The organism is Nonomuraea sp. NPDC048826, assembly GCF_043198225.1.
GTDB lineage: Bacteria > Actinomycetota > Actinomycetes > Streptosporangiales > Streptosporangiaceae > Nonomuraea.
Genome location: NZ_JBICUQ010000011.1, coordinates 201,990 through 226,284, shown reverse-complemented (window position 1 = coordinate 226,284; position 24,295 = coordinate 201,990). Strand labels below are relative to the sequence as shown.

Here is a 24,295-nt window from a genome sequence, read left to right as displayed (position 1 = left end):
GATCGCGGGGGGCCGCGAAAGGAAGGAGGGGGAGACGCTCGATGAACAATGTCGACCTAAGCGCGGTGTGGGCCAGGGCTCTGGGCAACTTTCTCAACGAGAACGTGCCCATCCAGCAGCGCACCTGGCTCGGGATGGTGCGTCCCATCGCCCTCGCGGACGACACGATCGTGCTGGGCGTCCCCAACGACTTCCTGAAGGACCTCATCGAGGGCAAGCTGCGCCCGCTCGTGGCCCACGCGCTCTCCCAGGAGCTCGGCCGGGCCATGCGACTGGCCGTGATGATCGACACCACGGCCCCCGAGCAGCCGAAGCCGGACCTTCATCCCCAGCCTGGGGGTAACGGTTTTCCCCAGGGGCAGGATCCCCAGCCACGTTTTACACAGGGCGCGACGCCCCAGCATTTCCAGGTTTCCGAGCCTCCGCAGTTCTATTCTCCACAGCCGGATCCGAGCCAGTCATCCACCGAATATCCACAGCCTTCGTTCTCTTTCGACCAGGCCTCGTTCGATCAGGCTCCTTCGTACACACCGCCTGTGGAGAAGGCGCCGGAACCGGCGCCGAACCGGTGGGAAGCCAAGAGCAGCAAGCCCAGTGAGCCGGCCCGGCTCAACCAGAAGTACACCTTTGAGACATTCGTCATCGGGGCCAGCAACCGCTTCGCGCACGCCGCGGCGGTGGCCGTGGCCGAGTCCCCCGCCAAGGCGTACAACCCGCTGTTCATTTACGGCGACTCGGGGCTGGGCAAAACGCACCTTCTTCATGCGATCGGGCATTACGCACAGAGCCTGTATGACGGCGCCCGGGTGCGATATGTGAGCTCCGAGGAGTTCACCAACGACTTCATCAACAGCATCCGCGACCACAAGGCCGACGGTTTCCGCGGGCGCTATCGCGCGATCGACATCCTGCTTGTGGACGACATCCAGTTCCTGGAGGGCAAGGAGCAGACGCAGGAGGAGTTCTTCCACACCTTCAACACGCTCCACAACGCCAACAAGCAGATCGTGATCTCCAGCGACCGGGCGCCGAAGCAGCTGATCACGCTGGAGGATCGGCTGCGCAACCGGTTCGAGTGGGGTCTGATCACCGACGTGCAGCCGCCCGAGCTGGAGACGCGGATCGCGATCCTCAGGAAGAAGGCCATACAGGAGGGCCTGGCGGCGCCGCCCGAGGTGCTGGAGTACATCGCCAGCCGGATCTCCACCAACATCCGCGAGCTGGAGGGGGCCCTGATCAGGGTCACCGCGTTCGCCAGCCTCAACCGGCAGGGGGTGGATCTCCAGCTGGCCGAAGTGGTGCTCAAGGATCTGATCACCTCGGAGTCCGGGCCGGAGATCACGATCGCCACGATCATGGCGAAGACGTCGGAGTACTTCGGCATCAGCATCGACGACCTGTGCGGCAGCTCCCGCAGCAGGGCGCTGGTGAACGCCCGGCAGATCGCGATGTACCTCGCGCGGGAGCTGACGGAGCTGTCACTGCCGAAGATCGGGCAGCAGTTCGGCGGCCGCGACCACACGACCGTGATGCACGCCGAACGCAAGATCCGCTCACTCATCGCGGAGCGCAGGTCGATGTACAACCAGGTCAACGAGCTGACAATGCGGATCAAACAGACGTCCCGCGGGTCCTAACCGTCATGCACACCCTGTGGAAAACACTGTGGATCAGGGAAAACGCGCCAGAGCCCCCTTCGTACGCCCCCCTTTGCCCGAAAATCTTCCGCACAGAGCCTGGGGATAACAGTGGGGACATCCTGAGGAGAACCTGGGGACTACCCGTGGATGACTTGGGGACGGCCTGTGCACAGTCTCTGAGAGGGTCGCGGAAGGGCCGTTTACCCCGTGGACAACCGGTGGAAACCCGGTGGATGACCGGTGGACGAAGGCACCAAGATCTGGGGACGGCCTGTGGGCGAAGCTGCTTCATCCCCAGCCGCCGAAGTTTCCCCCAGGCGTCACCCACACCCTCGGTGGATGAAAACAGGGCCACTGAGCTGGGGATTCGCGGGTTGTCCACAGTATCCACCGCCCCTAGTGTGATGACTTCACTTATCTCTTAAGAAGAAACTCAAGACCCATAGAGGGGTTCTCTCGGTCCGCGCGTGCGGGAGGCGAGACACTTGGAATCAACGACGAAGCAGGAGGCTGATCACCGTGATGTTCCGAATCGAGCGAGACGTCCTCGCTGAGGCGGTGGCATGGACGGCACGCAGCCTCCCGGCCCGGCCGTCCGTCCCCGTACTCGCAGGCATGCGCCTGGAGGTCACCGAGGAGCAACAGCTGAAGCTGTCGGGCTTCGACTACGAGGTCTCGGCCGAGGTGACGCTGGAGCTCCACACCGGTGAGGCCGGCGTCGTGCTGGTCTCCGGCAAGCTGCTGGCCGAGATCACCCGCGCGCTTCCCGCACAGCCTGTGGATTTCGTGGTGGAAGGCGCCAAGGCGGTCGTCACGTGCGGCAGCGCCCGGTTCACCCTCCTCACCATGCCTGTGGAGGACTACCCGACGCTCCCGGCCATGCCGCCGGCGGCGGGCCGGGTCGGCAGCGACGTCTTCGCCTCCGCCGTCAGCCAGGTGGCCGTCGCCGCCGGGCGCGACGACACGCTGCCGATGCTCACCGGCGTGCGCATGGAGATCGAGGGCGAGACCGTCACCCTCGCCGCGACCGACCGCTACCGCCTGGCCGTGCGTGAGCTGAAGTGGCAGCCGGGCCAGCCCGACTTCTCCGCCGTCGCGATGATCCCCGGCAAGAACCTCGCCGACACCGCCAAGGCGCTGGGCGCCACCGGCGCCGAGGTGGAGATCGCGCTCAGCTCCGCCGGCGGCACGGGCGAGGGCATGATCGGCTTCTCCAGCGCCGGCCGCCGCACCACCACGCGCCTGCTCGACCCGGAGTTCCCCAAGTACCGCTCGCTGCTGCCCACCGAGTTCTCCGCGTGCGCCGACCTGTCCACAGGCCCGTTCGTCGAGGCGGTCAAGCGTGTGGCCCTGGTCGCCGAGCGCAACACCCCCGTGCGGCTGGCCTTCAGGAGCGGCGAGGTCGTGCTGGAGGCGGGCAGCGGCGACGAGGCCCAGGCCGTCGAGGCGCTGCCGGTGGAGTACGAGGGCGAGGAGATGAACATCGCCTTCAACCACCAGTTCCTGCTCGAAGGGCTGGGCGCGATCGACTCCGACGTGGCCCGGCTCCAGATGACCACCTCGACCAAGCCCGCCATCCTCACCGGCGGCAAGCCTGTGGATAAAGGCGACACTCCCGACTACCGTTACCTGATCATGCCGATCCGCCTGTCCAGCTGAATAATCGGTCCGGGATGATGGAAGCCGGACGAGGGGGTAGAGGGGCAGCATGCAGATCGGCATGGTTGGACTCGGCAAGATGGGCGGCAACATGGCCGAGCGGCTGCGCCGCGGCGGTCACGACGTGGTCGGGTTCGACCGCGATCCCTCGATCAGCGCCGTGGGGAGCCTGAAGGAGCTGGTCGGGAGGCTGCAGGCGCCCCGCGTGGTCTGGGTGATGGTGCCGGCCGGCGCCCCCACCCAGCAGACGATCGACGACCTCGGCGAGCTGCTGTCCGAGGGCGACGTGGTCGTCGACGGCGGCAACTCCCACTATGTGGACGACCAGAAGCACGCCGCCGAGCTGGCCGGCAAGGGCGTCGGCTTCGTCGACTGCGGCGTGAGCGGCGGCGTCTGGGGCCTGGACAACGGCTACGCCCTCATGTGCGGCGGCGACAAGGAGCACGTCGACCGGCTGATGCCGATCTTCGAGACGCTCAAGCCCGAAGGCGAGGACGGCTTCGTGCACGCCGGCGACGTGGGCGCCGGACACTTCGCCAAGATGGTCCACAACGGCATCGAGTACGGCATGATGCAGGCCTTCGCCGAGGGCTGGGAGCTCCTCGAGGCCGCCGACATCGTCAAGGACGTACGGGGCAGCTTCAGCAGCTGGCGCACCGGCACGGTGATCCGCTCCTGGCTCCTCGACCTCCTGGTGCGGGCGCTCGACGACGACGAGCACCTGGAGGCCCTGCGCGGTTACGCACAGGACTCCGGGGAGGGCCGGTGGACGGTGCAGGCGGCCGTGGACCACGAGGTCCCGCTGCCGGTGATCACCGCCGCGCTGTTCGCCAGGTTCGCCTCGCGCCAGGACGACTCCCCCGCGATGAAGGTCGTGGCCGCGCTGCGCAACCAGTTCGGCGGCCACGCGATCACCGCCACCGAGGGCTCGACGGCCAAGGGCGCCGACGCTCCCGGCGCGGACGTGTCACCGCCGCCGCGTGACGGCGACCGGTGAGTTTTCCACAGGGTGTGCGCCGGTGACCGAAGGTGTCGGCGTGGCGGACTAACCTTCGTGGGGTGCATGTCGCCCACCTCTCGCTGACCGACTTCCGGTCCTACGCGTCCGTGGAGCTCGGCCTGGAGCCGGGCGTCACGGCCTTCGTGGGGCCCAACGGCCAGGGCAAGACCAACCTCGTCGAGGCGCTGGGCTACGTGGCGACCCACTCCAGCCACCGGGTGGCGAGCGACGCCCCGCTGGTCCGCCACGGCGCCTCGCGGGCGGTGGTGCGCTGCGCCGTCCACAGGGACGACCGGCGCGCCCTCGTGGAGCTGGAGATCAATCCCGGCCGGGCCAACCGCGCCCGGCTCAACCGCTCCCCCGTCTCCCGGGCCCGCGACGTCATCGGGCTGCTGCGCACGGTCCTGTTCGCCCCTGAGGACCTCGCCATGGTCAAGGGCGACCCGTCCGAGCGCCGCCGCTTCCTCGACGATCTGCTGGTGTCCAGGGCGCCCCGGTTCGCGGGCGTACGGGCCGACTACGACCGGGTGCTGAAGCAGCGGAGCGCGCTGCTGCGTACGGCCGCGCAGGCCCGCAGAGGGGCCAGAGGCGGCCGCAGGGCCGAGAGTGAGGCCGGGTTCGCGGCGGCGGGCGCCGGCGACCCTCTGAGCACTCTGGAGGTCTGGGACGCCCATCTGGCTCGCCACGGCGCCGAGTTGCTGCGTGCCCGCCTGGAGTTGATCGAGGCGCTGCGCCCGCTGGTCGCGGGGGCCTACGCGGCGCTGGCCCCCACCAGCGCTCCCGCGACGCTGGCCTATCGCAGCACGTTGTCCACAGGTGGGGACGACGTCGAGGGCGAAATCCCCGGTGAGAGGGGATCTTCCGATACGCAGACGTTATCCACAGCCCTGGGGAAAACCCTTGAAGAGCGGCTCAAGGAGCGGCTGGTCGAGGTCCGTACCGCAGAGCTCGAACGCGGGGTCACGCTCGTCGGCCCGCATCGCGACGACCTGATCCTCGGCCTCGGCGAGCTGCCCGCCCGGGGGTACGCGAGCCACGGCGAGTCCTGGTCGTTCGCGCTCGCGCTGCGGCTGGCCGCCTACGACCTGCTGCGCGCCGACGGCGGCGATCCGGTGCTGATCCTCGACGACGTGTTCGCCGAGCTCGACGCGCAGCGCAGACGCCGACTCGCCGAGATCGTCGCCCCCGCCGAGCAGGTGCTCATCACCGCGGCGGTGGCCGACGACGTGCCGCCCGAGTTGTCCGGAGCCAGGTTCGACGTCGCCGAAGGGAGCGCACGACGTGTCCGCTGATCACTCCCCCGATCACTCCGCGGGCCATGACGCCAACGCCAGGGGCGCCGCCCTGGCCAGGGAGAAGCTCGCCCAGGCGAAGGCCGACGCGGCCAAGCGCGGCCAGCTGCCCCGCAGCGAGCCCCGGCGCAGGGCGGCCGGCCCGCGCCGGGAGGGCGGTGACCCGCAGCTGTTCGGCCGGGCCATCGCCGACCTGCTGGCGGCCCGGGGCTGGGAGCAGTCGGCGGCGGTGGGCGGGGTGTTCGGCCGATGGGCCGACATCGTGGGCCCCGACCTGGCCGCGCACACCAAGCCCGAGTCGTTCGCCGACGGCGAGGTGCTCGTCGCGGCCGACTCGACGGCCTGGGCGACCCAGGTGAGGCTGCTCGCCCGCACGCTCGTACGCCGGCTCAACGAGGAGCTGGGCGACAACACCGTCACGAAGGTCAAGGTCAGGGGCCCGATGAACGCGCCGCGGCCTTCGGGTGGTTTGCGGGTGACCGGAAGTCGCGGTCCGGGTGACACCTATGGGTAGCCGTGTCCAGCCGCAGGCCAAGGCCGTCATATCGGGCCGGGGCGGGCGATCGGCCTCCGGCAGGCGCCGCTGCGGTTGCCTGGCGGTGAGAGGGGCCCCAGACGCGCTGACCCCCCGATCGGGAGGGGGGATGCTGATCCGGGGGGAAAACGAGCCAGAGAGCATCACAGGCGCGTTCAATGCCACCTTCGGGCTCCGAACCCGGTAGAATGAAAGAGGATTCCGGACACGTCCGCTTGCGTGTCACCCCGGCAGGCAAGCCGACTCCCCTGGGTGACCGCGCATCGGGGCACTCACGACGGTGACGGGCACGGCAGGGGCAGCTTTTCGCATTCAGGCCTCCCCCGCCGCGTGTCCGCGGCAGGAGGATTACGCAGTTGTCCTACGACGCTAGCTCAATCACCGTACTCGAGGGGCTTGAGGCCGTACGCAAGCGCCCGGGTATGTATATCGGCTCGACCGGCGAGCGCGGCCTGCACCACCTCGTCTACGAGATCGTCGACAACGCGGTCGACGAGGCCCTCGCCGGCTACGCCGACCGGATCGAAGTCACGCTGCTCGCCGACAACGGCGTGCGCGTCGTCGACAACGGCCGCGGCATCCCGACCGGCATACACCCGGTCGAGAAGCGCTCCGCGGTCGAGGTCGTGCTGACCACCCTGCACGCCGGCGGCAAGTTCGACAGCCAGGCGTACGCCGTCTCCGGCGGCCTGCACGGCGTCGGCTCGGCCGTAGTCAACGCGCTGTCCACGGCCATGGACGTCGAGATCAAGCAGAACGGCCACTACTGGCGCATCTTCTTCGACCACGCCAAGCCGACCGCCCCGCTGGCCCAGGGCGAGGAGACCGGCGAGACCGGCACCAGCGTCACGTTCTGGCCAGACCCCGAGGTCTTCGAGACCACCACCTGGAACTACGAGACGCTCTCGCGCCGCTTCCAGGAGACGGCCTTCCTCAACAAGGGCCTGACCATCACGATCACCGACGAGCGCCCCGACCACATCAACGGCGAGGTGCACCGGGCCGAATACCACTACGAGGGCGGCCTGTCCGACTTCGTCAAGCACCTCAACGCCAAGAAGGAGCCGGCCCACGCGTCGATCATCGCCTTCGAGACCGAGGGCGACGGCATAGCGGTCGAGATCGCGATGCAGTGGAACAACTCCTACTCGGAGTCTGTTTACACCTTCGCCAACATGATCAACACGGCCGAGGGCGGCACCCACGAGGAGGGCTTCCGCGCCGCGCTGACGTCCATCGTCAACCGCTACGCGCGCGAGCAGAAGTTCCTCAAGGAGGGCAAGGACGACAACCTCTCCGGCGAGGACGTCCGCGAGGGGCTCACCGCGATCATCTCGGTCAAGCTCTCCGACCCGCAGTTCGAGGGCCAGACCAAGACCAAGCTGGGCAACACCGAGGCCAAGTCGTTCGTCCAGAAGGCCTGCAACGACCACCTGCGCGACTGGTTCGAGCGCAACCCGGGCGAGGCCAAGGACATCATCAACAAGTGCCTGCAGGCCTCACGCGCCCGGATGGCCGCCCGCCAGGCGCGCGACCTGACCCGCCGCAAGTCGCTGCTGGAGTCCGGCAGCGGGCTGCCCGGCAAGCTGGCCGACTGCCAGTGGAACAACCCGGAGAAGTGCGAGCTGTTCATCGTCGAGGGCGACTCGGCCGGCGGCTCGGCCAAGGGCGGCCGCGACTCGCGCTTCCAGGCGATCCTGCCCATCCGCGGCAAGATCCTCAACGTGGAGAAGGCGCGGATCGACAAGGTCCTCAAGAACAACGAGGTCCAGGCGCTCATCACCGCGCTCGGCACCGGCGTGCACGACGACTTCGACATCGCCAAGCTGCGCTACCACAAGGTCATCCTGATGGCCGACGCCGACGTCGACGGCCAGCACATCAACACCCTGCTGCTGACGCTGCTGTTCAGGTTCATGCGGCCGCTCATCGAGGCCGGCCACGTCTACCTGTCCTGCCCGCCCCTCTACAAGATCAAGTGGGACCGGAAGGGCGAGGACGCCTCCTACGCCTACTCCGACGCCGAGCGCGACGCCGTCATCCAGGCGGGCATCGAGGCCGGCAAGCCCGACCCGCGCCCGCGTGACAACGTCCAGCGGTTCAAGGGGCTCGGCGAGATGAACGCCGCCCAGCTCTGGGAGACCACGATGAACCCCGAGACCCGGCTGCTGCGCCTGGTCACGCTCGACGACGCCGCCCAGGCCGACGACCTGTTCAGCGTGCTCATGGGTGAGGACGTGGAAGCGCGCCGCGACTTCATCATCCGCAACGCGCGCGACGTCCGCTTCCTCGACGTCTGAGCGGCCTGGCCGCATCACGAAAAAGGACCACAACCAGTGACGGAAGTGAACACCACTCCCCCGGCTGACCGCATCGAACCGGTGGACATCCAGTCCGAGATGCAGCGCAGCTACATGGACTACGCGATGTCCGTCATCGTGTCCAGGGCGCTGCCGGATGTGCGCGACGGGCTCAAGCCGGTGCACCGCCGGGTGCTGTACGCGATGTACGACGGCGGCTACCGGCCCGACCGCGGCTACTTCAAGTGCGCCCGCATCGTGGGCGACGTGATGGGCACCTACCACCCGCACGGCGACACCTCGATCTACGACGCGCTCGTCCGCCTCGCGCAGCACTGGTCGCTGCGCTACCCGCTGGTCGACGGGCAGGGCAACTTCGGCTCGCCGGGCAACGACCCGGCGGCGGCGATGCGCTACACCGAGTGCAAGCTCGCGCCCATCGCCATGGAGATGCTGCGCGACATCGACAAGGAGACCGTCGACTTCCGGCCCAACTACGACGGCAAGTCGCAGGAGCCGGACGTCCTCCCCGCGCGGTTCCCGCAGCTGCTGGTCAACGGTTCGGGCGGCATCGCGGTCGGCATGGCCACCAACATCCCGCCGCACAACCTGCGCGAGGTGGCCGCCGCGGTCAAATGGTGCCTGGAGAACCCCGAGGCCGACGACGATGAACTGCTCGAAGCCTCGATCAAGCTGGTCAAGGGGCCCGACTTCCCGACCCGCGCGCTGATCGTCGGCCGCCGCGGCATCGAGGACGCCTACCGTACGGGACGCGGCTCGATCACCATGCGGGCCGTGGTCGAGGTCGAGGAGGACGGCAAGGGCCGCCAGGCGCTGGTCGTCACCGAGCTGCCCTACCAGGTCAACCCCGACAACCTCGCCCTCAAGATCGCCGAGCTGGTCCGCGAGGGCAGGCTGACCGGCATCGCCGACGTCCGCGACGAGAGCTCCTCCCGGGTCGGGCAGCGGCTGGTGATCGTGCTCAAGCGCGACGCCGTCGCCAAGGTCGTGCTCAACAACCTCTACAAGCACACCCAGCTGCAGGACACCTTCGGCGCCAACATGCTGGCGCTGGTCGACGGCGTGCCGCGCACGCTCCGGCTCGACCAGTTCATCCGGCACTACGTGGCCCACCAGATCGAGGTCATCGTCCGCCGTACGCGCTATCTGCTGCGCAAGGCGGAGGAGCGCGCCCACATCCTGCGCGCGCTGCTGAAGGCCCTGGACCGGCTCGACGAGGTCATCGCGCTGATCCGGGCGTCGGAGTCCGCCTCTCATGCCCAGCAGGGCCTGATGTCGCTGCTGGAGATCGACGAGGTCCAGGCGCAGGCCATCCTCGACATGCAGCTGCGCAAGCTCGCCGCCCTGGAGCGCCAGGCGATCCAGGACGAGTTCGCCCACCTGATGGAGCAGATCGCCGAGTACAACGCGATCCTGGCCAGCGAGGCCCGGCAGCGCGAGATCGTCGGCGAGGAGCTGGGCGAGGTCGTCGCGCGGTACGGCGACGAGCGCCGTACCGAGATCATCGCGCACGACGGCGACATGTCCATCGAGGACCTCATCGCCGAGGAAGACATCGTCGTCACGATCACCCGCGGCGGCTACGCCAAGCGCACCAAGACCGACCTCTACCGCGCCCAGAAGCGCGGCGGCAAGGGCGTGCGCGGCGCGCAGCTGCGCCAGGACGACATCGTCGACCACTTCTTCGTCACCACGACCCACCACTGGCTGCTGTTCTTCACCAACAAGGGCCGCGTCTACCGGGTCAAGGCGTACGAGCTCCCCGACGCGGGGCGCGACGCCCGGGGCATGCACCTGGCCAACCTCCTGGCCATGCAGCCCGACGAGACGGTCATGGAGGTCCTCTACCTGCGTGACTACGAGGTCGCCCCGTACCTCGTGCTCGCCACGCGGAGCGGCCTGGTGAAGAAGACCCGCCTGTCGGAGTACGACTCCCCCAGGTCCGGCGGTCTGATCGCGATCAACCTGCGCGAGGACGACGAGGTCATCGGCGCCCGCCTGATCTCCGAGGAGGACGACCTGCTGCTCGTCTCCAGGGGCGCGCAGTCGATCAGGTTCACCGCGTCCGACGAGGCACTGCGCCCGATGGGCCGCGCCACCAGCGGCGTCATCGGCATGCGGTTCCTCGACGGTGACGAACTCCTGGCCATGAACCGGATCTCGGACGGTCAAGACGTGCTTATCGCCACGAAGGCTGGGTACGCAAAACGGACACCCGTCGAGCAGTATCCAGTCCAAGGACGTGGCGGAAAGGGCGTGCTCACTGCAAAAATCGTGAGTTCTCGTGGCAAGCTGGTCGGAGCCGTCATGGTCAACCCGGAGGACGAGGTCTTCGCGATCACGTCCGCAGGCGGGGTGATCCGGACGAGCGCCGGCGAAATCAAGCAGTCCGGCCGGCAGACCATGGGAGTCCGATTGATGAACCTCGCCGAAGGTGACAGCGTGGTGGCCCTCGCCCGGAACGCCGAGTCGATGGAGACTTCGGTGGAGAGTGAAGCAGACGGGGGAGGAGAGTAATAGATGAGCGCCCAGGGTGGCGCCGCCAGGACCCAGGCGGCTCGGGACAACGGCCAGCAGCAGCCTGGCAAGGCCCCTGACAGGGAGCCTCGTCAGGCACAGGAGGAGGAAGGCAACCCGACGAAGCCGGCGCTTCAGCCGGACGGGCAGAAACCGCGGCCGCCTGCCGCGGGCCCGGCCCCGTCGGCTCCCCCGCGGGCTCCGGCCCCGCCGGAGCGCGACGGCAACGACACCGCGCGCGTGCGCCCGTCGCTCGCGACCGAGGCTCCCCCGGCCATCGAACTGCCCGGCAAGAAGAAGAAGTCGTCGAGCGGCGGAGGCGCCCGCCTGCCCCGCAAGGCCCACCTGGTGCTGCGCCGCATCGAGCCGTGGTCGGCCATGAAGTTCAGCTTCGTGGTGTCCCTGGTCTGCTTCGTGGTGCTTTTCGTCGCGGTCGCCGTCCTGTACGGGGTGCTGTCGGCCCTGGGCGTGTTCGACTCGATCGTCGACCTGGTCAACCAGTTGAGCCAGGGCGAGCAGGGGGAGGGGTCGCTGCAGATCGACATCGCCTCCTGGTTCGAGCCGGTGCGCATCCTGGGCTACACGGCTCTCATCGGCGCCGTGAACGTCGTTCTCATCACCGCCCTCGCCACCCTCGGCGCGGTCATCTACAACGTCTCCAGCGACCTTGTGGGCGGCGTCGAGGTGACCTTCAGCGAGGCCGAGTAACCGGCCCCCCGCCGCTCGCGCCGCCTGTGTTCTCCGGCGGCGCGAGCAGCGTGCGGGAGGCGGTAAGCTTTCCTCAGCCGAGACAACCGGTTCGCCTCCGCGCGGCGGATGCGATACGGTTTCGGTGCGCGGGGCTATAGCTCAGACGGTTAGAGCGCTTCCCTGATAAGGAAGAGGTCCCAGGTTCAAGTCCTGGTAGCCCCACCAACGAAACGCCCCGAAGCGATAACGCTTCGGGGCGTTTGTCGTGCAACAGGCTTACTCGAACAGCCCGTTGACCATCCTGATCGCATTTCCCCGGTGCGCGCCCGAGCTCTTGAGCAAGGAAATGTCTCAGGTCGTGCACGCGGATAATACGCAGGTTCACCGCCTTGATGATCCAGGCGCGGGAGTAGGTCACAGCCGGTGGACCACGCGAAGCAGTCCTTCCTCTGGCAGTGCGGGCATGCCAAGCTGGTGATCGTGGAGCACCATGAAAATCGCAGATCATCAAGCGTCCGCATGCGCGCGGCCAATGAACGGGGGATGGACCGGCTGGGCGCGTGGGCGAACTGGTCCGGCCTCGTCATGGGTCTCTTCATCGCCCTCCCCCGAGTAGCCGAGATCTTGACCGGCAGCCCAGACGGGTTCGTCACCGCAGGCTGGGGCCCGGCAGCCCGCTGGATAGAGACGATCACCTACATGCTCCTCGGATGCTTGATGGCGGTGATTTCCGTGGAAGCGCTGAAATGCAGGTACCGCCGCCGTCAGGTGAGCGTCGGGTGAAGAATAGCGGGGCTGGAGTAACACCTCAGAGCAGCGAAAAGGCCGCGAGCACAACCGGTGCACTTCTCCCGGTCCTCCCCTGGGGTGATGACGTCTGATTTCCGCCAGTCCGCCGACCCCGCCTCTCCTACTCTCTGCGGGATGACACAGGACAGCCGGGAGATCGTGCTGAACGCTTGGCGGGCCTTCGCCGAACGGGATCTTGAGAAGATCGCGGCCTGCTTCACCGAGGATGCCGAATGGCTGGCTCCGGCCGGGAACGCGACCGCTGTCGCGCTGGACGTGCCGAGCCACATGGTCGGCAGGAATGCGATCGCCCGCTTCATCGCCGACGACTTTCCCCGGCTCTTCACCCGGGATGTCTCCGTCTCCTTCCGCGGCGTCTATGCCGAAGGGGACCGCGTGGTCGTGGAGGAGACGATGAGCGCGACCCTGGCGAACGGGAACTCCTACGTCAACGACTACTGCCTCATCTTCGAGGTGCGGGACGGGCTGATCCATCGCGTACGTGAGTACATGGACACCGCGCGCGGCCACCGCATGGTGTTCGGGTGAGCCGGATTCGAGTTTCAGACGACCGCGCCCGAGCCGCGTCGACGGCCCTGTGGACGCTGCAGAGAGGCCAGGGATTTCGGGATGAGGTAGCAGGTGATGGCGGCCAGCACCCATGCGATTCCCAGGCTGATGCCGATCCATGAGAGCACGAGCGGTGTCAGGAAGGACGCGTCCGCTGCCGACGGCTCGACCACCCGTGCGCGCATCCACTCATTCTGTGTCGCCCAGTGCATGAGGATGCTGGGAACGAGGATCGTCAGCCCGATCCCCATCAACACCCGACTGCATGCCCGTAAAAGCATGTGCTCCCCCGCCCCGAGCTGTTGACGATCATGCGATGGCCGCATTTTAGACTGCGGAAGTGATCGAACTGGGTTCGCGTGAGCGTAAGCAGCCGCCGCCCCCTCGCATCGTGTGGGAGAGCCTGACGGACCCTTGGCGACCTGGTGGGCGGCCGTGGCTGGAGTTGAGACCCGACGAGGTCAAGCCGCGCATTCTGCGGGCGGTGGAGCCGGAACTCGTGGTCTGGTCGTCGCTGTGGCCGGAATGGCCCGATGACGAGATCCGGTTCGACATTCGGCCGGCCGGGAATGGCGGGTGCTCATTGCGCTGGACCCTGCTGACGCCTGGGGAGAATCCGGAACAGGCTGTGGTCGGTCGTCTGCGCTATCGGCTCAATTTCCTCATCAATGCTCAGCTCCGGTTCTCCTTCGGGCAGTGAGGGCGCTCGGCGTGGATGGCGGTCGTTCATCGTCCGGACTACGGTCGGACGCCTGATTCCCGACATCCACATTCCCGACATCCATATCGTGTTCGACTGTGCCGACCCGGACCGGCTCGCACGTTACGACTTCCCGCATGGCCCGCCGGACGGCTTCGCCACCTGGGAGGAATGGGCGGATGCCAACGGGATCCCCGAAGAGGAGCGCAACGCCGGGCGCACCCTGGTCGACGAACAGGGCAACCGCCCGGACATCTTCTTCCTGCGCGTGCCGGAACCGAAGACCACCAAGAACCGGGTCCATCTCGATGTGAAGGTCGGGAGCGGCCTGCCGGACGCGGAGCGCCGGGCACGTATCGAAGAGGTCGCGAACCGGCTGCGGGCCGTGGGCGGATCGGTCTCCCGGCGGATCGACCACGAGGAAGGCTTCTGGCTGGTCATGCAGGACCCTGAGGGCAACGAGTTCTGCGTCAACTGATCGACTGGTGCCCGCGGCGACCGGGCGTTTATGTGTTGGCCGCGTGCGGCGGGGGCCAGGTAGTGTGCCGATCCATGGCTTGTCGCATCTCTGAACTGATCATCCCCTGCCAGGACCCTCAGCGGCTGGCGGCGTTCTGGTGCGAGGTGCTGGGCTTCGTCGTGCTGGATCCCGACGACCACGGCGCGATCGAGATCGGGCCGGAGGAAGGGTTCGGCGGGCTGCAGCCGACGCTGATCTTCAGCCCCACGACCGAGCCCAAGGTGGGCAGGCTGCGGATGCACTTCGACGTCAACGCCACCGACCGCGATCAGGACGCCGAGCTCGACCGCCTGCTGAAGCTCGGGGCGCGCCCGGCCGACGTCGGCCAGTCCGGCGAGGAGCCCTGGCACGTCCTGGAGGATCCCGAAGGCAACGAGTTCTGCCTGCTGCGGGCCCGCCTCAGCTGACCAACCCCCATGTGAGGACTTCGCGCGCATGACGCCGCCTGCTCTCTAGACCTGACACCTTCCCCGCGCATCGGTCGCCGGCGACGCCGCCGGCTCTGTTTTCCGTGCTCTCCGTCAGGTCTTCAGAGAGATCATGTCTTCACATCCTCATATCGTGCTGCCCTGGGTAGTGCGGCGCACCCGCCTGCCTCTGCTCGTTCTCCGGTGCGTGGACTGCCCTTCGGGTCATGCCACCGTCGGTGACGGCAGGTTCCGCGTCAACGCCAACGGCAAGCTGCTCGACGTCTGGCTCCTGGCCGACTGTGTTTCCTGTGGACGGACCAGCAAGCTCACCGTCCACGATCGTGTCCCTGTCCGCTCACTTCCCGCCCGTCTGCTCGACGGTTACACGGCCAACTCGGCCGTGCTCGCCGCCGAGGTCCTGCTCGATCGGCGCCATGGGTTCGCGCTCGACTGGGACGGGCGCTGGGAGCTCCACGCGCCTCCGGTGCCCGACGATCCGTGGCCTGTGAAGATCACGGTCGTCTTCGAGGATCCCGTGCCCGTACGACCCGAGCGGCTGATCGCCCATGGCCTCGGCATCAGCCGGGCCGAGGTCGCTCGCCGGGTCAAGATGGACACCCCGCTGAACCGCCGGAGGACTCGGGATTTCTCGTTCGTCCTGATGGGGTGATCAGCGCATGATGGCCGTGATGGATCTCTTCCGCGACGATCCCATGGCCAGTCCGCTCACCTACCCCGGGCGCGTCCCTGACGCGTCCGGGGTGCTGGTGGACGGCGCGTACCTGCCCTTGGCGGAATCAGGGGAGGCCATGGCCGGGCGGCACCCGGTGGTGGCGGTGGGGTCGAACGCCGCGCCGGGCCAGCTGTGGCGCAAGTTCGCCGGCCACGCGATCCGGCCGGTCGTCCCCATGACGCGGGCGGACGTGGTGGGCGTCGTGCCGGGGGTCTCGGCCCATGTGAGCCGGTGGGGGTACGTGCCGGCGGCGCCGGTGGCGGTGCCGGGGGAGGTCTCCCGGCTCTTCGTGCTCTGGCTGGACGATCGCGCGCTGGCGGCGCTGGACCTGACCGAGCCCAACTACCGGCGCCGCCGCCTGCCCGCCGATCGGCACCCGGTGACGCTGGAGTCGGGGGCCCGATTACCGTGGTGCTTCGCCTACGTGGGGCGGCACGGGTGCCTGACGGACGGGCGCGGGCGGCCCCGTCGCCTGGTCGCTCAGCCGGAGCTGATCCGGAGCCTGCTGGAGGAGTCCCCCGAGCTGCGCCGCCTGTGCGGCGACACTCCGGAGGAGTTCGTCGTACGCGTGCGGGACGAGACGGTCCGAGACGCGGTCCGCCGGCTCTTCCTCGCTCAGCGGCGTGTCCTGCGCGTGGCGGGCGATTCCTGGTAGCCCTTGGCGTGCAGCTCGTAGAGCGTGGCGTAGAGGTCTCCCGCGGCCATCAGCTCCGCGTGGCTGCCCGCCTCCCGGATCCTGCTGCCGTCCAGGACGATGATGAGGTCGGCGTCGCGGACGGTGGCGAACCGGTGGGAGACGAAGACGGTGATCGTGCCCTCGCCCGCCCGCGCCGCGGCCGACCGGAAACGGGTGAAGATCTCGTGCTCCGCCGCGGGGTCCAGGTTGGCCGCCGGCTCGTCCAGCACCCGCAGCAGCGGGGCCGGGCGCATGCCGGCCCTGGCCATGGCCACCTTCTGCCACTGGCCGCCGGACAGGTCGGTGCCGCTGGGGAAGGTGGATCCGAGCTGGGTGCTCAGTCCTTGGGGCAGCAGGCCGGGGATGGCCGAGGCGCCGGCCCGGTCCAGGGCGCCCCCGACCGCGTCCAGGTCGTCGAGCCGGGACAGGTCGCCCAGGCCGACCGACTCGTGCAGCAGGAACTCCGGCCGCAGGTAGTCCTGGAAGCAGGCGGTGGTACGGCTGCGCCAGGCCTGGACGTCATAGCCGGTGACGTCCCTGCCGCCGTAGGTGATGCGGCCGCCGGTCGGTTGATACATCCGGCAGAGCAGCTTGACCAGGGTGGTCTTGCCCGCGCCGTTCTCCCCCACGACGGCCACCGTGCTGCCGGCGGGCAGGCGCAGCGACAGGTCGTCGAGGATCGGCCGGGCGACCCCCGGATAACGGAAGCTGAGGTGTTCCAGCACGAGGTCCTCGCCCGGCGCGGGCGGGACGACCGAGCCGGGGCGCGTCCCGGCGGCGGCCTTGGCGTGATCGTCCAGCCAGAGGTAGTACCCGACCGAGCGGACCGCCTGCTGGAGGAACGAGAGCAGGTCGATCATGGCGGAGACGTTGCCGGTCAGCTGTCCGCCGAGTGCGAGCGTGAGCATGACGTCGCCGGCGGTCGCCTCACCCCGCAGCACGGCGGCCACCACGAGGTAGAGGGCCCCGGCGAAGCCCAGGCCGAAGACCGTCCAGCCGGCGCAGGTCCACAGGGCGGTGCGCGTCTCGGCCCGCCGTCGCGGACCGTCCACCTGCTCCTGCAGGTCGCGGTGCCGATCGGCCAGCTCGCGCTGCAGGCCGTAGACGCGGAGTTCCTTGGCCGACAGCGGGGAGCAGACCAGCGTGAACAGGCTGCGCCTGAGCCGGGCGGCGGCCGTCGTCTCCTCCTCGGCGCGGGCGGTGGCGCGTTCCCCCCGGCGCACCGCGAGCACGGTCGGGAAGGCCAGCACCACCAGGAAGAGGAGCTCGGGGCGGACGCCGGCCAGCAGCACGACCGTGCAGCCGAAGGTGACGAGGGCGCGCAGGTTTCCCACCAGGACGCCGAAGGAGGCGCCCAGCCCGGCGCGGTGGTCGCGCAGCAGGTCGAGCCGGTCCTGGTAGGCGGGGTTCTCGTGGTGATCCAGGTGCGGCAGGTTGCCGCACAGGGTCATGATGCGCTGGTCGAGGACCAGCCCGACGCGCTGCTGCAGCCGGTTGCGCACGTCGGCGACCAGGGTCACGGTGAAGTACGAGACGACCAGCGCGCCCGCCAGCATGGCGGCCGCGACCGCCATCCCGGGCAGGTCGCCGGAGACGGCGGAGTCGACCATCCGCTGCAGGCCGATCGCGGTCACCGCGGTGACCGCGCCGCCCACGGGGGCCGAGCAGAGCACGAGCAGGGCGTGCCGCGGGTCGGCGCGGAAGGCCGTGCTGATCAGCAGGGCGGCGCTGCGCGCCACTGTCCGAGGGGTCACCTGCTTCTGGTCAGACATGGTGGGTCTCCCGGAACGGCGCGCTCTGCAGGGTGAACATGTGGGCGTACCGGCCGCCGAGCGCCATGAGCTCCTCGTGCGAGCCCTGCTCGGCCACCCGGCCGCCGTCGATGACGCAGATCCGGTCCGCGAGCCGTACGGTGGCGAAGCGGTGCGAGACCAGGATCGTGGTGAGCCCCCGGGTGAGGTCCAGGAAGCGCTCGTAGAGCGCGGCCTCCGCGCGCACGTCGAGGTTGGCGGTGGGTTCGTCGAGGACGAGCACGCGGGCGCCGTGCTCGACGGCCAGGAGGGCGCGGGCCAGCGCGACGCGTTGCCACTGGCCGCCCGACAGGTCGGTGCCGCCTTCGAACCTCCGGCTGAGCGGCGTGTCCCAGCCGGAGGCGAGCGTGGGCACGACGTCGTCGAGGCCGGCGATCCCGGCCACCCGCGCCAGCTCCTGGTCCGAGCGGCCCGCGTCCACCCTGCCGAACCCGACGTTGTCACGCAGCGGGAGTTCGTAACGGAGGAAGTCCTGGAAGACGATGGCCAGCCGGCGCCGCCAGGCGGGGGCGTCGAGGTCACGCAGGTCCGTGCCGTCGACGGTGATGCGTCCGGTGTCCGGTTCGTACAGGCGGGAGAGCAGGTTGATGATGGTGCTCTTCCCTGCGCCGTTGACGCCGACGACGGCGAGCGAGGAGCCTGCCGGGATCTCCAGGTCCAGGTCCCGCAGGACAGGGCGGTCCGGATAGCTGAAGGACACCCCTTCGAGACGGATGCCCTGGGCGGGCAGGGCCGTGTCAGGTAGGGAGGCGGCCCGCTCGTGCGCGGTCTCCACGCCCAGCGCGCCGACCGCGAGTGCCGGTGGTACGGCGGCGCTCGCGTTGGCCAGGATCCACTGCACGTCCCCGAGGTATCCCAGCATGGCCATGCCGGTGATGGCCTGCAGCGCGATGACGAGCGACGCCACGCCGAGCCGGCCGCCGGCGACCGCGAAGGCCAGGTAGAGGAAGACGGACGTGTGGGCCGCCGCGAGCAGGAGCAGGCTCGTCACCTTGACCAGGACGCCCGAGGAACTGTGCAGCGCGGCCATTCCCACGTGCCAGTCGCGGGTGAAGCGGCCGAGCAGCCAGTCCTGGAGGCCGAAGACCCGGATCTCCTTGGCGGCGGCGTCGCCGATCGCCAGGTTCCTCGCGTACCCGGCGTGCCTCAGCGCGGGCGCGGTCTCGGCGACGGCCGACACCGCCCGCCGCACGTCGCGCAGCCGCCATCGGGACAGCAGCATCCACACGGCCGCCAGGGGCAGCGGCAGCCACCATTCGACGGTGGCCAGCGTGATCGCCGCGGCCAGGCCGCTCAGCCGGCTGGAGAGCAGGCCGGCGAGCGAGGTCACCGCGGCGCCGGGCGGATGCCCCGTCGTCACGCCCTGCGCGAGCAGGATGCGGTCGGCCACCGCCGGGTCGATGAGATGGCCGATGCCGACCGGCCGCAGCGCGCCCTCCAGGGTGGTCTGGTTGATCATCGCGGTGACGCGGCGGGCCAGCCCGTTGGCGACGGCGTTGGCGACGGGGACGATCGCCAGGCGGGCCACGAACACGGCCATGAGGACGGACAGGTGCACCCCCACGGTGTCCGCCCGCTCGGCCAGGGCGCTCACGACGGCGCCGGTGGACAGGATGAACGCGACGCTCAGCAGCGCCTGCAGCAGCAGGACGGCCAGCAGGGTCACGGTCAGTCCTGCGGAGACCCTGGGCAGGACCCTGATCACCGCCGGTACGGCCCGGTCGGTCATCTGAGGCCCAGTGCGATGAGCCAGCGCCGGTCCCCCCCTTCGACGGTCAGCAGGGCGGCCAGCACGCCGGCGGCCCCGTTCGGCAGGGTCCAGTCCAGGGCGGCGATCTCGTCCGGCCGGTCCAGGAGGTGGTCCTTCAGGTGCGCGGCGAGCGCCGAGGCGCCGGGCAGCGGGGTGAAGCGCGCGAACGCGTCGAAGATGAGCAGGAGCCCGGCCGCCCCGTGGCAGACGGCCAGGTTGCGCAGGTCGAGGTCGTCGTCGTAGGCCGCCACGAAGGACGCGGCCGCCTCCAGCGCGAACGCGGCGAGCTCGGTGTCGCCCAGGACCCGTGCCGCCTCCCACAGCACCCAGGCGTTGCCGGGACATCCGTAGCACCAGGCTTGCAAGGGGTGTCGCGAACGGGTGGCGCCGGCGGCGGTCGGCCAGGAGACGACGCCGCGGTCGTCGGCGTAGGACTCGGCGACCATCCGGCCGGTGAGGCGGCGCAGCATCTCGGCCAGCTCGTCGGTCAGCCCGTCGGCCCCGGCGGCGGCGATCAGCGCGGCCAGGATCCCCGGAAGCCCGTGGGCCACGCCCAGGTTGATCCGGCCGATGTTCCAGGTGCGGCGCCGGTCCGCCGGATACGGCCCCAGCCGGAGCCCGGACAGGTCCGGTTCGGCACAGAGCCGCATCAGGTGGGCGGTGAGCGGCGCCCGCCCCGCGGCGTCGATGCCGGGGTCGGCGGCCATGGCGATCAACACCCCCGCGGGTCCGGAGATGAGGTCGTAGTCGATCCAGTCGACCTGCCGGCCGCGCCAGGCAGCGGCGGCGGTCCGGGCCACGAGCTCGGCTCGGTGCTCGGCCAGCGGCCCGGCGAGCCGTGGCCAGGAGGTCGCGGTGAGGCGCAGCATCAGCAGGCGCTCCGCCTCACCGCCCCCGAAGAGGCCTGAACCTCGGGGAGGCCGCCTCAGGCCGCGCAGCCAGGAGGTCAGCGCCAAGGTGGCGTACGGCCTGGGGAGCGCGGCCGCGAGGATCGCGGCGCCGCCGTCGGGGGCGGCTGCCGGGAGATCCCGGAGCAGCCGTTCGGCGCAGGCCTGGGTGGAAAGTCGTGCGCTTACGTGGGTCATGTGTCGCCTTCCGCCGAGGGCGACGGCGGCGCACGGTGAGTGCGCCGCCGTCGCCTCTGTGGGGTTCCGGCTACGGGACGCAGCCGGCGGTGCGGCAGCCGGTGAGGCCGTGGGCCGCCTCGACCGAGTCCTGCGCGATCGGGATGGCGTGGACCTCGAGCTCCTCGATGAGCTCTTCGGCCTCGTCCTCGCCCGGGCCGGGAGGGAGGAGATCCTCAGGCATGACGATCTTCCTTCCGGCGTCTCCTAGCAGGTGATCGTGCAGGCGCAGGTGTCGTTGGTGCAGTCGTCGGTGATGCCCGGCTGGATGATGCCGCCGTGGACCTCGAGGTCCTCGATGAGTTCCTCGACCTCGTCCTGGCTGGGCTCGGGAGCGGTGTTCTCAGTGTTCTCGGTATTCTTGGGGTTCTCGGACATGTGCGTTCCTTTCGTGGGTCGGCCGGTTCCGCTAGGGCGCGGGAACCGTTTCTCGGGCCGTACGGGCAGCCGGCTCCTGGGGAGGGAGCCCGAACGGCAGGCGGAGGAGGATTTCGGCGGCCACCTGGTCGGCCGCGGCCCTGAGGGGGAACTCGCCGGGTGCGGGCAGCATCTCGGCGAAGGTGAGCGTCCGCGGGCCGTCGCCCAGCCTCTTGCGGGCCCGCTCCAGCACCCGCGGGGCGCGCACGCTCTCCAGGTCGCAGGCGAGCGGCCGCCCGCCGTACGGTCCGGAGACGAAGATCCAGCGGGGGAGTCCGAGTTCGGCGCGCAGCCTGCCGAGCGCGCGCAGCTCGGCGAGGTCTCCGCCGTCCCCGAGGGGCAGGCGGTCGGCGTCGACCGCCCACTGGGCGACGGAGACCACCAGGCAGCCGGCCACCGTGATGCGGGGGACGAACGTCCGCCCGGGATGGGCACTGAGCGAGTGACCCAGCCGGAGGGAGTACGCGCCGCGCTGCGGGGAGTCGGCGCACAGCAGGGCGGTCAGCACGTTCCACGGCACCAGCGGGGTCCTGGTCGCGTGCTGGAGGACGCGCAGCGGACGGCCCTCGTGGGAGATCACGACGCGCCCGTCGTCGGCGCGGTGAACGGTGAGTTCGCTCAGCGGGAGAAAGCCGTCCGCGTCCCAGGAGGCGCCGTAGTAGCCGGCGTGCGGGTCTCCCGTCCACAGCCTGGTGAACCGGGGGCGGCGCACCGCGTTGGCGGCCCGCTCGGCCAGCGGCGGCACCAGCAGCTCCACCGAGGGGACTCCGGTGACCCGGTCCAGCTCGGTGAGGAACGCCCGGTGCTCGTCGGCCGCGGGAACGTCGCCGTGCAGCCAGCGCAGCGCCTCGACGAAGCGCGCGTCCAGCACCCCGGCCGGGCCGGAGTTGTCCAGCACCCAGTCGCCCGACGCCGTCGGCCGCAGGAGAAGGTCCGCCGGCCAGTCGAGCGGGGCCGGCGGCGCGCCGAGGCGGTCGAGCGTCTCGGCGGTGATGGTCACCGGGCCTTCGGCGGAGGCGATCAGGGCGAGCAGCCGGGCGTAGCCGGAGTCCGCCTGCCGGGCCGGCGGCCAGCCGAACCTGCTCGCCTTGCGCGGCGCCGGTTCGTCCTCGCCGAGCCGCGCCGTGGCCTCCTCGGCGAAGACCTCCAGGACGGGCCGGGGCTGTGCGCCCACGCGGGCGGCGAAGGCGGGCTCGGCGGGCGGCTGGTCGGCCCTGATCAGCGCGGAGATGCGGCGGCACTGCTCGTAGGCGTGCCGCAGGGCGCCCAGGTCGGCGGAGAGCGCTCCGCCCGTGCGCCGGTAGACGTCGACGAACCCGGACTCGACGGGGGTGTCCCGGTCCACGGCCGTCCGCCATGGCCGGCGCTGCCGCTTCAGCGGAGCCGAGGCCTCCAGCACCCCGCGGCGGACGAGCTTGGTGAGGAGGTCCGGCGACACGCCGGACAGCTCCGCCACGGTGCGGGTGCGGGAGCCCAGCCGCCGGACTATCTCGTCCAGCCCGAGCGCCAGGCGCACGTTGCTGACCACCGTGCGGGGGGTGGGTGAGGACGGGTCGACGGCCCAGACGGTGAGCCTGCCGTCCTCCAGCCGGTGGAGCGGGGGGAGCGAGATCCGGTGGTCCGGGTCCAGGTGTCCGGCCAGGGCCAGGCCGGCCCGGTGGGCGTGCACGTTCTGCGTCCACTCGGACGCGATCCGGTCGTCCACGGACAGGCCGGCCACGGCATGCGACTCCACCTCGGCCCGCGTGTCGAGCCGGAGCAGCGCGACGTGACCGAGCCAGGCCCGCGGGGTGGTCTTGACCGAGCCCCTGGCGATCATCCGCCACAGGTACTCGCTGCTTCTGCGCAGCCGTTTGGAGCTCCACGGCTCGCCCGCGTCGAGCCTGCGGCGGATGTCGGCGACGACGTCATTGCCCGGGAGGACGGGACCGACCAGGTCCAGGGGCAGGGCCAGCAGCCGCTCGTGCTCGGTCTCGACGCGCAGGCGCGCCGGCTCTTCCAGCGCCCGCACCCGGTCCGCGGACCGGGCCACCTCGTCGACGTCGGCGTACGCGGCCAGCCGGCCGAGGTCGACGCGTTCGCCCCGGTGGAGGCGGCGCCGCAGCGACAGCACCAGGCGGCGGTCCGCGAGGGCGAGCCAGGGCACCAGCCCGCCGAGCCGCTCGGCCAGCGCGGCCGCCTGCTCGCGGTAGGTCTCCTCGGCCTCCTCCAGCTCGCGCAGCAGCGCGAACAGGCCCGGCGCCGATCCGGCCAGCCAGGCGCTGACGGGCAGGCCGGCCATCCGCAGCAGGGCGTTCATCGGCCGTTCGTCGCCGGTCCGATCGGGGCGCCCGCTCATGTGCCACGCACCAGGAGGGCCTCGGTGATCAGCGCCTGACGCGCCGCGGGCAGACGCGCCCGGTTCCAGTGGAAGATGATCAGGAAGGCGGCGACCTCACGGGGGCCGATGACAGCCCGGCCGGATTCGAAGTACTCCTCGAACCACGGGGGACCCTCGGCGGTGACCCGCGCGTGGAACTCCTCCGCCAGCTCGACCGCCTCGGGCGAGAGCTTGGCGGCCAGCCTGTCCCTGGACGGCCAGGCCGCCCGCAGGGCGGCGGCCAGGGCGTCGATGCGCGGATCGGCGGCGGCGCCGGGGAGCGCGCGTCCGTGCCTGCGCACCCGGTCCCAGACGTCGAGGTCCTCCCAGCCCACCACCCGCAAGGTCGCCAGCAGCGACTGGATCAACAGCAGGGACATCGCCCAGGCGGGACCGGGCGCGGGCAGCCGGTGGTAGCCCAGCCAGGCCAGCGAGTCGGCGGTGAAGACGCGGTGCACCCGGCGCATCGAGGCGTCCCCGCCGAAGAGGTAGCTCTCCGGCTCGTAGACGCCGGGCCGCCACCGCTCGATCAGGTTCGCTTCCTGCCAGCCGGACAGCACGGCGCCGGGCTCGATGGACCCCTGGAAGCGGATGCGCAGGCCCGGAGCCTTGTGCATGAAGAAGAAGTCGCTCGCCGTGCCGTCCGCCAGCGCCTGCCTGGCGAGGGTTTCGAGCTCGGCGTACAGGGACGTTCGCGGCTTGACGCCGTACTGCGCCCAGCGCCCGGTTCGGGGTTCGGTCAGTCGCACAGGAGTACTGTCGGACGGGGTCTTCAGAGCCGG

General features: G+C 70.1%; 23 protein-coding genes and 1 tRNA gene. 16 read left to right on the top strand and 8 right to left on the bottom strand.

Features of this window, described 5'->3' with window-relative positions; all coding sequences use genetic code 11:
* The first annotated feature begins 41 nt into the window (after positions 1–41).
* The 11 genes from dnaA to ACGFI7_RS35800 all read left to right on the top strand — a co-directional run bounded on the left by dnaA (position 42) and on the right by ACGFI7_RS35800 (position 12,992).
* On the top strand, positions 42–1,637 hold the full coding sequence (gene dnaA, locus ACGFI7_RS35850) for a chromosomal replication initiator protein DnaA (RefSeq protein WP_393412649.1): 1,596 nt from the start codon (positions 42–44) through the stop codon (positions 1,635–1,637).
* 522 nt (positions 1,638–2,159) lie between these two features.
* On the top strand, positions 2,160–3,299 hold the full coding sequence (gene dnaN / locus ACGFI7_RS35845; protein WP_393412647.1) for a DNA polymerase III subunit beta: 1,140 nt from the start codon (positions 2,160–2,162) through the stop codon (positions 3,297–3,299).
* A 49-nt stretch (positions 3,300–3,348) separates the two neighbouring features.
* A complete protein-coding gene (gene gnd / locus ACGFI7_RS35840; RefSeq protein ID WP_393412645.1) occupies positions 3,349–4,296 on the top strand; it encodes a phosphogluconate dehydrogenase (NAD(+)-dependent, decarboxylating) in 948 nt (315 codons plus the stop codon).
* Between the two features lie 62 nt (positions 4,297–4,358).
* Complete coding sequence (gene recF, locus ACGFI7_RS35835; RefSeq protein WP_393412643.1) at positions 4,359–5,591, top strand: DNA replication/repair protein RecF; 1,233 nt, start codon at positions 4,359–4,361, stop codon at positions 5,589–5,591.
* On the top strand, positions 5,581–6,105 hold the full coding sequence (locus tag ACGFI7_RS35830; protein ID WP_393412640.1) for a DUF721 domain-containing protein: 525 nt from the start codon (positions 5,581–5,583) through the stop codon (positions 6,103–6,105). The genes recF and ACGFI7_RS35830 overlap by 11 nt, the downstream gene beginning before the upstream one ends.
* Before the next feature lie 398 nt (positions 6,106–6,503).
* Positions 6,504–8,426: a DNA topoisomerase (ATP-hydrolyzing) subunit B gene (gene gyrB, locus ACGFI7_RS35825; RefSeq protein WP_393412863.1), complete on the top strand. Its 1,923-nt coding sequence runs from the start codon at positions 6,504–6,506 to the stop codon at positions 8,424–8,426.
* 36 nt (positions 8,427–8,462) lie between these two features.
* Positions 8,463–10,964, top strand: coding sequence for a DNA gyrase subunit A (gyrA, locus tag ACGFI7_RS35820; RefSeq protein WP_393412638.1), 2,502 nt, complete (start codon positions 8,463–8,465; stop codon positions 10,962–10,964).
* Positions 10,965–10,967: 3 nt separating this feature from the next.
* Complete coding sequence (locus ACGFI7_RS35815; protein WP_393412636.1) at positions 10,968–11,672, top strand: DUF3566 domain-containing protein; 705 nt, start codon at positions 10,968–10,970, stop codon at positions 11,670–11,672.
* Between the two features lie 130 nt (positions 11,673–11,802).
* Positions 11,803–11,879, top strand: a tRNA-Ile gene (locus tag ACGFI7_RS35810).
* A 198-nt stretch (positions 11,880–12,077) separates the two neighbouring features.
* On the top strand, positions 12,078–12,437 hold the full coding sequence (locus ACGFI7_RS35805) for a hypothetical protein (protein WP_393412634.1): 360 nt from the start codon (positions 12,078–12,080) through the stop codon (positions 12,435–12,437).
* A 141-nt stretch (positions 12,438–12,578) separates the two neighbouring features.
* On the top strand, positions 12,579–12,992 hold the full coding sequence (locus ACGFI7_RS35800; RefSeq protein WP_393412632.1) for a nuclear transport factor 2 family protein: 414 nt from the start codon (positions 12,579–12,581) through the stop codon (positions 12,990–12,992).
* A gap of 14 nt (positions 12,993–13,006) precedes the next feature.
* Here ACGFI7_RS35800 and ACGFI7_RS35795 read toward each other — a convergent pair whose 3' ends face one another.
* The gene (locus ACGFI7_RS35795) at positions 13,007–13,264 is read right to left on the bottom strand and encodes a hypothetical protein (protein ID WP_393412630.1); all 258 of its coding nucleotides are present in this window, start codon (positions 13,262–13,264) and stop codon (positions 13,007–13,009) included.
* 89 nt (positions 13,265–13,353) lie between these two features.
* On the opposite strand from ACGFI7_RS35795, the gene ACGFI7_RS35790 reads away from it, so the two are divergent.
* The 5 genes from ACGFI7_RS35790 to ACGFI7_RS35770 all read left to right on the top strand — a co-directional run bounded on the left by ACGFI7_RS35790 (position 13,354) and on the right by ACGFI7_RS35770 (position 16,031).
* On the top strand, positions 13,354–13,713 hold the full coding sequence (locus ACGFI7_RS35790; RefSeq protein ID WP_393412627.1) for a hypothetical protein: 360 nt from the start codon (positions 13,354–13,356) through the stop codon (positions 13,711–13,713).
* The gene (locus ACGFI7_RS35785) at positions 13,682–14,191 is read left to right on the top strand and encodes a VOC family protein (protein WP_393412625.1); all 510 of its coding nucleotides are present in this window, start codon (positions 13,682–13,684) and stop codon (positions 14,189–14,191) included. Before ACGFI7_RS35790 ends, ACGFI7_RS35785 begins: the two co-directional genes overlap by 32 nt.
* A gap of 74 nt (positions 14,192–14,265) precedes the next feature.
* Positions 14,266–14,640, top strand: coding sequence for a VOC family protein (locus ACGFI7_RS35780; protein WP_393412623.1), 375 nt, complete (start codon positions 14,266–14,268; stop codon positions 14,638–14,640).
* Between the two features lie 154 nt (positions 14,641–14,794).
* Entirely contained in the window at positions 14,795–15,313 is a 519-nt protein-coding gene (locus tag ACGFI7_RS35775; protein ID WP_393412621.1) for a DUF1062 domain-containing protein, read from the top strand.
* Between the two features lie 19 nt (positions 15,314–15,332).
* Entirely contained in the window at positions 15,333–16,031 is a 699-nt protein-coding gene (locus tag ACGFI7_RS35770) for a hypothetical protein (protein WP_393412619.1), read from the top strand.
* Here the strand turns inward: ACGFI7_RS35770 and ACGFI7_RS35765 are convergent.
* The 7 genes from ACGFI7_RS35765 to ACGFI7_RS35735 all read right to left on the bottom strand — a co-directional run bounded on the left by ACGFI7_RS35765 (position 15,992) and on the right by ACGFI7_RS35735 (position 24,262).
* Positions 15,992–17,824 (bottom strand): ABC transporter ATP-binding protein, encoded by a 1,833-nt coding sequence (locus ACGFI7_RS35765; protein ID WP_393412617.1) that lies wholly within the window; start codon positions 17,822–17,824, stop codon positions 15,992–15,994. The genes ACGFI7_RS35770 and ACGFI7_RS35765 overlap by 40 nt on opposite strands.
* Complete coding sequence (locus ACGFI7_RS35760) at positions 17,817–19,592, bottom strand: ABC transporter ATP-binding protein (protein ID WP_393412615.1); 1,776 nt, start codon at positions 19,590–19,592, stop codon at positions 17,817–17,819. The genes ACGFI7_RS35765 and ACGFI7_RS35760 overlap by 8 nt, the downstream gene beginning before the upstream one ends.
* Positions 19,589–20,698, bottom strand: a complete 1,110-nt coding sequence (locus ACGFI7_RS35755) for a lanthionine synthetase LanC family protein (RefSeq protein ID WP_393412613.1) — start codon at positions 20,696–20,698, stop codon at positions 19,589–19,591. Before ACGFI7_RS35755 ends, ACGFI7_RS35760 begins: the two co-directional genes overlap by 4 nt.
* Before the next feature lie 70 nt (positions 20,699–20,768).
* Positions 20,769–20,921, bottom strand: a complete 153-nt coding sequence (locus tag ACGFI7_RS35750; protein ID WP_393412611.1) for a hypothetical protein — start codon at positions 20,919–20,921, stop codon at positions 20,769–20,771.
* Between the two features lie 23 nt (positions 20,922–20,944).
* Entirely contained in the window at positions 20,945–21,115 is a 171-nt protein-coding gene (locus ACGFI7_RS35745; RefSeq protein ID WP_393412609.1) for a hypothetical protein, read from the bottom strand.
* Between the two features lie 31 nt (positions 21,116–21,146).
* Positions 21,147–23,492, bottom strand: coding sequence for a hypothetical protein (locus ACGFI7_RS35740; RefSeq protein ID WP_393412607.1), 2,346 nt, complete (start codon positions 23,490–23,492; stop codon positions 21,147–21,149).
* A complete protein-coding gene (locus ACGFI7_RS35735; protein WP_393412605.1) occupies positions 23,489–24,262 on the bottom strand; it encodes a thiopeptide-type bacteriocin biosynthesis protein in 774 nt (257 codons plus the stop codon). The genes ACGFI7_RS35740 and ACGFI7_RS35735 overlap by 4 nt, the downstream gene beginning before the upstream one ends.
* Between the last annotated feature and the right edge of the window lie 33 nt (positions 24,263–24,295).